This window comes from Actinophytocola oryzae (assembly GCF_004364325.1).
GTDB lineage: Bacteria > Actinomycetota > Actinomycetes > Mycobacteriales > Pseudonocardiaceae > Actinophytocola > Actinophytocola oryzae.
Genome location: NZ_SOCP01000028.1, coordinates 78,167 through 90,204 on the forward strand (window position 1 = coordinate 78,167; position 12,038 = coordinate 90,204).

A 12,038-nucleotide genomic window follows, 5' to 3' on the forward strand; every position below is an offset into this window, starting at 1 on the left:
CAGGACGACCTGGTCGGCCGGATCGGCACGGCTCTCACGGCGACCGGGGCGGACGTCACGATCCTCCGCACGGGTGTGGCCGACACGTCGGCGCTTCGCCAGGCCGCACCCGTCGACGGGGTGCTCTGCCTCACCACGACCGACGATCCCGCCTCGGTCGCCGCGCTGCCGCAGGCACTGGAGGCGGCCGGGGTCGAGGCGCCGGTGTGGTGCCTCACCAGCGGCGCGGTCTCGGTCGACGGGACCGACCGGCCGGAAGACCCGGCACAGGCGGCGATCTGGGGCGTCGGACGGGTCGCCGCGCTGGAGCACCCGCGGGCCTGGGGTGGCCTGGTCGACCTGCCCGACCCGGTCGACGACAGCGTGCTGGAGCGGTTGTGCGAGGTGTTGCTCGGGACCGAGGACCAGGTCGCGATCCGCACGTCGGGTGTGTTCGCGCGTCGGCTCGTGCGGGCCCCGCTGTCGACCGCGGCACCGAGGTCCTGGCGACCACGGGAGACGACACTGGTCACCGGTGGCACCGGAGCACTGGGTGGGCACGTCGCACGCTGGCTCGCCGCGAACGGGGCGGAGCACGTGCTCCTCGTCGGTCGCCGGGGAGACGGCCCGCAGCTGGACGGACTGCGGTCGCAGCTCGCCGGGTCCGGCACCCGGCTGACGGTGGTGGCCTGCGATGTCGCCGACCGGGAGGCCGTGCGGCGCCTCGTCGACGAGCATGGCCCGACGATCCGCGCGGTGGTGCACGCCGCCGGGGTCGCCACCCTGGCGCCACTCGCCGGAACCGGTCGCTCGGACTTCGCCGAGGCGGCCGAGGGCAAGGTGACCGGCGCGCGGAACCTGTTCGACCTGCTGGACCCCGACGCCCTGGACGCGTTCGTGCTGTTCTCCTCCATCGCCGCGGTGTGGGGAGTCGCGGAGCACGGCGCGTACGCGGCGGCCAACGCGGAGCTGGAGGCCGTGGCAGGACAGCAGCGGCGGCGGGGTTTCCCCGTGCTGTCGGTCGCGTGGGGGCCGTGGGCGGGCGGTGGCATGATCGACGAGTCCCTGCACGACACCCTGCGCCGCAGAGGCGTTCGGCTCCTCGCTCCACGACCGGCGCTGGCGGCGCTGCGGACCGCGCTCGACCACGACGAGCCGACGGCCGTCATCGCCGACGTGGACTGGCGGACGTTCGTCCCCGTGTTCACCGGCGCCCGGCCGAGCCCGCTGATCGAGGAGCTCGCCGAACCACAGCGGCCGTGGGACCGGCAGGACGTGCCCGGCACGCCGACCGGGTTGGCGGCCACCCTGACCGGGCTGACCGAGGCGGAACGCGACCACGCGCTCGTGGAGCTGGTGCGGGCGCAGGCCGCCGCCGTCCTCGGTCACCAGGTGCCGGACGCCGTCGAGGCGGGACGGGCGTTCACCGACCTCGGGTTCGACTCGCTGACCGCCGTCGACCTGCGCAACCGGCTCGCCGCGGCGAGCGGACTGCGGCTGCCCGCCACCCTCGTGTTCGACCAGCCCACGGTGACCGCGCTGGCCCGCTACCTCGGTGAACGGATCTCCGGCCAGGCCGAGGCGGTGACCACGACCGGGGCTGTCGCCGCCGACCTGGCCGACGACCCGGTGGCCATCGTCGCGATGAGCTGCCGGTACCCCGGCGGGGTGCGCGGTCCGGACGACCTGTGGCGGCTCGTGACCGAGGGCAGGGACGTGATCTCGGCGTTCCCGGACAGTCGCGGCTGGGACACCGACCGGCTCTACGACCCCGACCCGGACCACCCCGGCACGACCTACGTGCGCGAGGGTGGTTTCCTGCACGACGCCGACCAGTTCGACGCGGAGTTCTTCGGGATCAGCCCGCGCGAGGCCGTCGCGATGGACCCACAGCAACGGATCCTCCTGGAGATCGCCTGGGAGGCGGTCGAGCGGGCCGGGATCGACCCGATGTCGTTGCGTGGCAGCCAGGTCGGGGTGTTCGTGGGAATGGGGGACCAGGCCTACAGCACGCGGCTGCGGCGGACACCGGACTCCGCCACGGCCTACCTCGTGACCGGTGGCGCGTCCAGCGTCGCCTCCGGCCGGGTCGCCTACGCGCTCGGCCTGGAAGGTCCCGCCGTCACCGTGGACACGGCGTGCTCGTCGTCCCTGGTGGCGTTGCACCTGGCGGCCCAGTCGCTGCGCCAGGGCGAGAGCACGCTCGCCCTGGCCGGTGGTGTCACGGTGATGTCCGCCCCCGACGCCTTCGTCGGGTTCAGCCGCCAGCGCGGGTTGGCGCGGGACGGCCGGTGCAAGGCCTTCTCGTCGGCCGCCGACGGGTTCGCGCTGGCCGAGGGCGCCGGGTTGGTGCTGCTGGAGCGCCTGTCGGACGCCAGGCGCAACGGTCACCCGGTGCTCGCGCTGCTGCGCGGTTCCGCCGTCAACCAGGACGGTGCCAGCAACGGCCTGACCGCACCGAACGGTCCGTCCCAACGACGGGTCATCACCCAGGCACTGGCGCGTGCCGGACTGGGGACCTCGGACGTGGACGCGGTCGAGGCGCACGGCACGGGCACCGCGCTGGGTGACCCGATCGAGGCACAGGCACTGCTCGCCACCTACGGTCAGGGCCGCCCGGCGGACCAGCCCCTGCTGGTGGGGTCGCTGAAGACGAACATCGGCCACACGCAGGCCGCGGCCGGTATCGGCGGCGTGATCAAGATGGTGCTGGCCATGCGCGACGGGCTGCTGCCGAAGTCCCTGCACGCGGCCGAACCGTCACAGCACGTGGACTGGTCGGCAGGCGCCGTGGCACTGGTCACCGACAACACCCCGTGGCCGAGGACGGGTCGGCCCCGACGCGCCGGGGTGTCGTCGTTCGGGATCAGCGGCACGAACGCCCACGTCGTGCTGGAACACGTGCCGCGGGACGCCGCGCAGGACATCGGGGAGGACGCCGAACCCTCCGGTCGACCGGTTACGTGGCTGGTGACGGCCCGGAGCAGGGAAGCGTTGCGTGCACAGGCGGCGCTGCTGCACACACACGTCGGGACGCGACCGGAACTGGGGGCGGCCGCCGTCGGCCACGCGCTCGCCACCACCCGGGCCAAGTTCCAGCACCGGGCGGCGATCCTCGGGCGCGACAGGCAGGACCTCTGCCGCGGCCTGGCGACCGTGGCGGCGGGTGGTTCGGCCCCGGACGTCGTGCAGGCGGTCGCCGCGCCGGCCGGCCCGGTGGTGTTCGTCTTCCCCGGACTCGGTCCGCAGTGGGTCGGCATGGCCGCGAGCCTCCTGGACACCTCGGCTGTCTTCGCCGCGTACCTCGAGGCCTGTGCGGACGCCCTGGCTCCCCATGTCGACTGGTCGTTGCTCGACCTGCTCCGGGAGACCTCGGACGCGTCGGGCGAGTCGTTGCTGCACCGCGCGGACGTCGTGCAACCCGCCATGTTCGCGGTGATGGTGTCGCTGGCGGCGCTGTGGCGGTCGCATGGCGTCGAGCCGGCCGCGGTCGTCGGGCATTCGGTCGGTGAGATCTCCGCCGCCCACGTCGCGGGCGCCCTGTCCCTCGCGGACGCGGCGAAGGTGGTCGCGATGCGAGGCAGAGTCCTGCTGTCGCTGGCGGGCAAGGGCGGGATGGTGGCCGTCTCGTTGCCGGAGGACGCGGTGGCGAGGCGGCTGGCCTCGTTCGGCGGCTCGGTCTCGATCGCCGCGATCAACGGGCCGCGCACGGTCGTGATCTCCGGCGACCCCGCGGAACTGGCGGAGCTGGCCGCGGGGTGGGCGGCCGACGGTGTCCGCAACAGGACGATCCCGGTCGACTACGCCTCGCACTCCGAGCACATCGCCGCCAGCCGGCCCGGTCTGCTCACCGCACTGGCGGGGATCACTCCCGGGGTGGCGCGGATCCCCTTCTGGTCCACGGTGACCGGCCGGCCGATGGACACCAGGGAACTGGACCCGGACTACTGGTACCGCAACCTCCGGCAGACCGTCCGCCTCGACCAGGTCACCGGCGAGTTGATGGACCGGGGCCACCGGACGTTCGTCGAGGTCAGCCCGCATCCGGTGTTGACGGCCGCGATCGAGGAGACCGCACAGGACAGGGACGCCGAGGTCGTGGTGCTCGACACGCTGCGCCGCGGCGAGGGCGGGCCGGACCGGATCGTGCGGGCGCTGGCGGCGGCCGCGGTGCACGGTGTGCCGTTGGACTGGAGCCGTCTGGTCGCCGCCGCGGCGCCGGCCCCTCCGCCGGTGCCACTGCCGACCTATGCGTTCCAACGGCAGCGGTACTGGCTCGAGGACGCCCAGCCGGCACTGTCGTCCACGGTGGACGACTGGCGCTACCACATCGTGTGGCGGGAGTCGCGGATCGAGCGGACCGGCGCGCTGACCGGCCGCTGGCTGCTGGTCGTGCCGGACGTGACCGGGGACGTGGCGCGATCGGTGCACCGCAGGCTCGTCGACGCCGGCGCTCGCGTGGTCACGGCGACGGCGGGCGATGACCAGCTGCTGCGGGAGGCGACCGCCGAGCCACTGGACGGTGTCGTGTCGCTGCTCGCGTTGGACGAGCGCGAACACCCGGAACACGCCGGCCTGCCGGTCGGCGTGGTGAACACGCTGCTGTTGGCCAGGGCCGTGGCCGACGTGGGGATCGACGCGCCGTTGTGGCTGGTGACCAGCGGCGCGGTGTCGGTGGGTCGGTCGGATCCGCTGACCAGCGTCCGCCAGGCCATGACCTGGGGCCTCGGACTGGTCCTCGGACTCGAACGGCCACAGGCCTGGGGCGGCCTCGTCGACCTGCCCGCGGAGGTCGACGACCAGGCACTCGACCGGGTGGTGGACGTCCTGGCCCGTCCCGACGGCGAGGAACACCTGGCCATCCGCGCGGCAGGCGTCCACGTCCGCCGGATGGTGCGGGCGGCACCGCACGCCGTCGTGGCGAACCCGTGGCAGCCCCGCGGCACCGTGTTGGTGACCGGGGGTACCGGCGGGCTCGGCGCCCAGGTAGCCAGGTGGCTGGCCGGCAACGGCGCCCGGCACGTGGTGCTGACCAGCCGTCGAGGGGTGGCGGCACCCGGAGCGGCCGACCTGCGGGCGGAACTCACGGCACTGGGCGCGGAAGTGACGGTCGCGGCAGCCGACATGGCCGACCGCGAGGCAGTCGCCCGGCTGTTGGCCGACATCAACGAGGACGGTTCGCTGTCGGCCGTGGTGCACGCCGCCGGCGTCGGTCAGTTCGCGACGACGGTGTCGGAGACGACGACCGCCGAACTGGCCGAGGTGGCGGCGGCCAAGGTCCTGGGCGCGACGCACCTGCATGACCTGCTCAGCGACGTCGACCTCGACGCGTTGGTGTTCTTCTCGTCCGGGGCCGCGGCATGGGGCAGCGCGGGCCAGGGCGCCTACGCGGCGGCCAACGCGTTCCTCGACGCGCTCGCGCAGCACCGTCGTGCCGGGGGCCGCGTGGCGACATCGGTCGCGTGGGGCGCGTGGGCGGGTGGCGGTATGGCGGAGGGTGACGTCGGCGACCACCTGCACCGCATCGGGGTCCGGCGGATGCCCGCCGCGCTCGCCGTCGACGCCCTGCGTCGCGCGGTGGACCACCAGGAGACGGCCGCGATCGTCGCCGAGATCGACTGGGACCGTTTCGTCCCGGCCTTCACCATGGCCCGCCCACGCCCGCTGTTGTCCGAGCTGCCCGACGTGCGGCGGATCCTCGCCGCCGACGCCGACCAGGCGGCCGGTCAGGAGGACGAGTCGCCACTGGCGAACCTCGCACCGGCGGAACGGGACCGCGCCGCACTGGCCCTGGTCCGGGAGCACACGGCATCGGTCCTCGGCTACGACGACGCCGCGGCCGTCGAGCCGCGACGTGCCTTCCGCGAGCTCGGGTTCGACTCGGTCACCGCGGTCGAGCTGCGCAACCGGCTGAGGACGGCGACAGGCCTGCGGTTGCCGGCCACAGTCGTCTTCGACCACCCCAACGCCGCGGAGCTGGCGCGTTACCTGCTGGTGGAAAGCGGTCACCACGACGAGCCGGCACCGGTGCACACCGAGCTGGACCGCTTGGCGGCCGCGATGGCCGTGGCGGCCCCGGACCACGGTGAGCGGCGGTTGGTGGCCGGCAGGCTCCGCGCGCTGCTCGCGCGGTGGAACGGCGGCGAGGACGCGTCGCGGGAGGACCGCCTCGACTCGGCCACTGACGACGACCTGTTCCAACTGGTCGACAACGACCTCGGCCTTTCCTGAACCAGTACGAATCCGTCTGACGGGGGCGACGTGTCCACAGCGAACGAAGACAAGCTCCGCGAGTACCTCAAGCGAGTGATCGCCGAGTTGCAGGAGACCCGTCAGGCTCTGCGGGACGCGGAGTCCGCCGAGAAGGACCCGATCGCCATCGTGGGCATGGGATGTCGTTATCCCGGCGGGGTCGGCTCACCGGACGAGCTGTGGCGGCTGGTCGCCGAGGAGGTCGACGCCGTCACGGAGATCCCGGCCGACCGCGGCTGGGACATCGGCTCGCTCTACGACCCGGACCCGGACCGGACGGGCCACATCTACACCAGGGAAGGCGGGTTCGTCGACACCGCGGACCAGTTCGACGCCGAGTTCTTCGGCATCACACCCCGCGAGGCGGTCACCCTGGACCCCCAGCAACGGCTCTTGCTGGAGACCACCTGGGAGACCTTCGAGCGCGCCGGCATCGACCCGTCCTCGTTGCGCGGCAGCCGAACGGGCGTGTTCGTCGGCGCGGCGTCCCAGGGCTACGGCGCCACCCTGTGGAAGTCGGCGGAGAACGCGGAAGGCTACGTGGTGACCGGCGACGCCACCAGCGTGGTGTCCGGCCGGGTGGCGTACACGTTCGGCCTCGAGGGTCCGGCGGTGACGATCGACACGGCGTGTTCGTCGTCGTTGGTGGCGTTGCACCTGGCGGCCGCGTCGGTGCGCCGCGGCGAGTGCTCGCTGGCGTTGGCCGGCGGCGTGACGGTCATGGTCCAGCCGACCGCCTTCGTCGACTTCAGCCGGCAGCGCGGGTTGGCCCCGAACGGTAGGTGCAAGTCGTTCGCCGACGCTGCTGACGGGACGGGTTGGTCCGAGGGTGTCGGTCTGCTCCTGCTGGAGCGGTTGTCCGACGCCGAACGTCACGGTCATCCCGTGTTGGCCGTGGTTCGCGGTTCGGCGGTGAACCAGGATGGTGCGTCGAACGGTTTGACCGCGCCGAATGGTCCGTCGCAGCGGCGGGTGATCCGTGAGGCGTTGGTGAACGCCGGTCTGTCCACATCGGACGTCGACGTGGTGGAGGCGCACGGGACCGGCACGACGTTGGGTGACCCGATCGAGGCGCAGGCCGTGCTGGCGACCTATGGACAGGATCGGCCCGAGGGACGTCCCCTGTGGTTGGGCTCGGTCAAGTCCAACATCGGCCACGCACAGCACGCGTCGGGCGTCAGCGGTGTGATCAAGATGGTCATGGCGATGCGGCACGGGGTGTTGCCGCGGTCGCTGCACGTCGATCGACCCTCGTCTCATGTGGACTGGTCGGCTGGTTCGGTCGAGTTGCTGGCCGAGAACACGGTGTGGCCCGAGGTCGGCCGGCCTCGTAGGGCCGGGGTGTCGTCCTTCGGGATCAGTGGGACGAACGCTCACGTCATTCTGGAACAGGCGCCTGCGGCGGAACCGGGAGGACATCCGGTGGCGCCGGGCGCGCGTGCGGCCGGCACCACCCACGGAGAGACAACGGTACCGCCACATCGTCCGGTGGAACGTTCGGCGGGTGCGTCGGGTGTGGTGCCATGGGTGTTGTCCGCGAAGAGTGCGGCGGCGTTGCGGGCGCAGGCGACGAAGCTGCTGTCCCACCTCGGTGACTCTGATGTCAGTGTCGCCGACGTGGGTCTGTCCTTGGCCGGTCGTTCAGTGCTGGAGCATCGCGCGGTGGTGGTGGGCGAGGACCGGACCCGGTTGTCGGCTGGGTTGGGTGCGCTGGCTCGGGGTGAGATGTCGAGTGGCATCGTCTCCGGCCTGGCGGTCGAAGGTCCGCGGGCGATGTTGTTCTCCGGCCAGGGTTCTCAACGGTTGGGCATGGGGCGGGGCTTGTACGAGTCCTTTCCGGTCTTCGCCGCGGCGCTGGACGACGTGTGCGCTGGGCTCGAGCTGCCGGTTCGCGAGGTGATGTGGGGTCGGGACCCTGAGCTGTTGGAGCAGACCGGGTACGCGCAGCCCGCGTTGTTCGCGCTGGAAGTAGCTCTGTTCCGCCTGCTCGAGTCCTGCGGTGTGCGGCCGGACTTCGTGGTCGGTCATTCGGTGGGTGAGATCGCCGCCGCGCACGTGGCGGGTGTGTTGTCGTTGGGGGATGCCGCTCGGTTGGTGGTGGCGCGTGGGCGGTTGATGCAGGAGTTGCCGGCTGGCGGAGCCATGGCATCCGTTCAGGCCACCGAGGCCGAGGTTGTCGAGTCGTTGGTGGGGCTTGGTGATCGGGTGGGTGTCGCGGCGGTGAACGGACCGGCCGCGGTGGTCGTCTCGGGGGAGTCGGACGCGGTCGCCGACGTGATGGCGGTCTGGGCGGCTCGAGGCCGCAAGGTCACGCGGTTGCGGGTGTCGCACGCGTTCCACTCGCCGTTGATGGACCCCGTGCTGGGTGAGTTCGCGCAGGTGGCGGCGGAGCTTTCCTTCGGCGCGCCGACCATACCGTTGGTGTCGACGGTGACCGGCCGGGAGCTGGGCTCGGATGTCGTGTGTTCGCCCGACTACTGGGTGAACCAGGCCCGGGCGACGGTTCGGTTCGGTGACGCCGTCGAGTCCCTCCGTGCCGCAGGCGTCGCGAGCTGGGTCGAGCTGGGTCCTGCCGGTGTGCTGTCGACGATGGTCGACGGCTGTGTTCCGGTGTTGCGGCGTGACCGTCCGGAGGCGATGACCGCGACACTGGCGTTGGCCGAGCTGCATACCGGTGGCGCGGGGGTGGACTGGCGACCGTTCTTCGCTGGTGCTCGTCGGGTGGAGTTGCCGACGTATGCGTTTCAGCGTCGTCGGTTCTGGCCGAGGGTGGGTGGTCATCCGTTGGTGGGTGACGGGGTGGAGTTGCCTGGCGGTGTGGTGTTTTCCAGTGTGTTGTCTCTGGGCCTGGCCGGTTGGCTGGGTGATCATGTGGTGTTGGGGGAGGTGTTGGTGCCGGGGACTGCTTTCGTGGAGATGGCGTTGTGGGTCGGTGGGGAGGTGGGGTGTCCTGTTGTCGAGGAGCTGGTCCTCGCGACACCGCTGGCACTGCCCGACGAGGGCGCTGTCGCGTTGCAGCTGATGGTCAGCACACCCGACGAGTCCGGCAGACGCACCGTGACGATCCATTCCCAACGCGACGACGCGTGGACGTGCCACGCCACCGGAGTGATCGGTTCCGAGCTGGAAGCCGCGGCGCCGACCGGCCCGAGCCAGTGGCCACCCGCGGACGCCGAGCCGATGGCCGTGGACGGCGTGTACGAGGACCTCGCCGATCGGGGATATGGCTACGGTCCTGCCTTCCGCTGCCTGCGGGCGGCGTGGCGACGCGGCGACGAGGTGTTCGCGGAGGTCGCCCTGCCGGAAGACCACGCGGCCGACGATGCGCGGTTCGTGCTCCACCCGGCCCTCGTGGACTCCGCACTGCACGCGCTCGCGCTGACCAGTTCGGACGACGACGCCCGTCTGGTGTCCTCCTGGCGCGGCGTCTCCGCGAACGCCGCCGGTGCGTCGGCGCTTCGGGTGCGGATGGTCCGCCGGGATGACACCGTCGAGCTTGATGTCGCGGACACGTCCGGCGTGCCGGTCGCGACGATAAAGTCGCTGGTCCTGCGCAAGGCGGCGAAAGACCAGCGGGGAACCGCTGGTGGCTCGGGAGTCCGCGATGCGATGTTCCGGATCGAGTGGATCGGGACGACCTTTCCTCTCGCCGGTGCCGAGCCGGAACTGGTGTTCGTCCAGTGTCCGGTGCCGGCGCGCGAAGTGGTCGAGGATGTGCGTTCGGCTGTTTCGTGGGCGTTGGAGATGGTGCGGGACTGGTTGGCGGGCGATCGGGCCGAGAGTTCGCGTCTGGTGTTCGTGACCGCGGGTGCTGTCGCTGTTGGTGGCGCGGTGCGGGACGTCGCGGGTGCGGCGGTGTGGGGTTTGGTGCGGTCGGTTCAGTCGGAACATCCCGGTCGCTTCGTGTTGGTCGACGCCGACACCGACGTTGAGGATGTGGTGCGGCGTGCTGTGACGGCCGGCGAGTCCCAGTTGGCCGTGCGGGGCGATCAGGTCTTCGTGCCGCGTCTGGTGCGTGCCTCGGCACCAGTGGGTGATGTGGTTGGTTTTGGTGCGGACGAGACGGTGTTGGTGACCGGCGCTTCTGGTGCGTTGGGTGGTCTCGTCGCCCGGCATCTCGCGGTTGTGCGTGGTGTTCGGCGTCTGGTGCTGATGAGTCGCGGTGGTTCGGAGTCCTCGGCCATGAGGATCCTGGCGGAAGAACTCGCCGAACAGGGTGTGTCGGTCACCGTGGTGGCGTGTGATGTGGCTGATCGTGATGCGTTGGCCGCGGTGATCGAGGGCGTTCCGGCGGAGTTCCCGTTGCGTGGTGTGGTTCATGTGGCGGGTGTTGTCGCTGACGGTGTGGTGGAGTCGCTGACTCCGGAACGTGTCGACGGTGTGTTGCGCCCCAAGGTCGACGGGGCGTGGCATCTGCACGAGCTGACCCGGCACCTGGATCTGTCGATGTTCGTGCTGTTCTCGTCGGCCGCCGGGGTGCTGGGCAGTGCCGGACAGAGCAACTATGCCGCCGCGAACGCGTTCCTGGACGGACTGGCCGGATATCGCCGCGGGCTGGGGTTGCCGGGAGTCTCTCTCGCCTGGGGCCTGTGGGAAACCGACAGTGAGATGACGGCCCAACTCGCCGACACCGATCGACGGCGGATCGCGTCCTCCGGCGTGCGGGCCATGGCCCCGGCCGAGGGCCTGGCGTTGTTCGACCTCGCCTCGTCACTCGACGAGGCCGTGTTGGTACCCGTTCGCCTCGACGTGGCGGCACTGCGTGATCACGCCGCGGTGCCTGCCATGCTCCGCCGCCTGGTCCGACCCCGCCTCACCAACGTCACCGCGCCGGACCGGACATCGCTCGCCGACCGCCTGGCGGCACAGACCGCGGCGGATCGCCGTGCGACGCTGCTGGACCTGGTGAGGACCGAGGCGGCCGCCGTTCTGGGCTACGCGCAACCCTTGTCCGGTGACACGAACCGCGCGTTCCAGGACCTCGGCTTCGACTCCTTGACCGCGGTCGAGTTGCGGAACCGACTGTCGGTGGTGACCGGTCTACGGCTGCCTGCGTCGTTGGTCTTCGACTTCCCGTCGGGGGGTGTGTTGGTCGAGTTCCTCGTAGCTGAGTTCGGTGGTGGGGATGTCGCCGGGGACACGGTGTCGCCTGCTGTGGTGGGCGACGATCCGATCGTGATCGTGGGGATGAGTTGTCGTTATCCCGGCGGAGTTGGTTCGCCGGAGGAGTTGTGGCAGTTCGTCGCGGGTGGCGGCGACGGCGTGTCCTCGTTCCCCGCGGACCGAGGTTGGGACGTCGGTTCGTTGTCCGCCGACGGGGGTGGGTTCCTGTACGACGCCGCGGAGTTCGACGCGGACTTCTTCGGGATCTCGCCGCGTGAGGCGTTGGCGATGGATCCGCAGCAGCGACTGCTCCTGGAGACGTCGTGGGAGACCTTCGAACGGGCCGGAATCGACGTCACGGAGCTGAGAGGCTCACGCACCGGGGTGTTCGCGGGCATCATGTACCACGACTACGCGTCTCGCCTGACCGCTGTGCCCGACGAGGTCGAGGGATTCATCGGTGTGGGTAACTCCGGGAGCGTGCTGTCCGGGCGGGTGGCGTACACGTTCGGCTTGGAAGGCCCGGCGGTCACGGTGGACACGGCGTGTTCGTCGTCGTTGGTGGCGCTGCATCTGGCGGCTCAGTCGTTGCGTCAGGGTGAGTGTTCCCTGGCGTTGGCCGGTGGTGTGACGGTCATGTCGACCCCGGGTGCGTTCGTCGAGTTCGGCAAGCAGGGCGGCTTGGCCAGTGATGGTAGGTGCAA

2 protein-coding genes are annotated in these 12,038 nt (G+C 71.3%); both read left to right on the forward strand.

Annotated elements, in window-relative coordinates; translation table 11 throughout:
* The first annotated feature begins 120 nt into the window (after window positions 1–120).
* Window positions 121–6,210 (forward strand): SDR family NAD(P)-dependent oxidoreductase, encoded by a 6,090-nt coding sequence (locus tag CLV71_RS44450; protein WP_481735280.1) that lies wholly within the window; start codon window positions 121–123, stop codon window positions 6,208–6,210.
* A gap of 30 nt (window positions 6,211–6,240) precedes the next feature.
* Window positions 6,241–12,038, forward strand: a 5,798-nt coding sequence (locus CLV71_RS49930; protein ID WP_133909000.1) for a type I polyketide synthase, incomplete at its 3' end; no start/stop codon positions are given.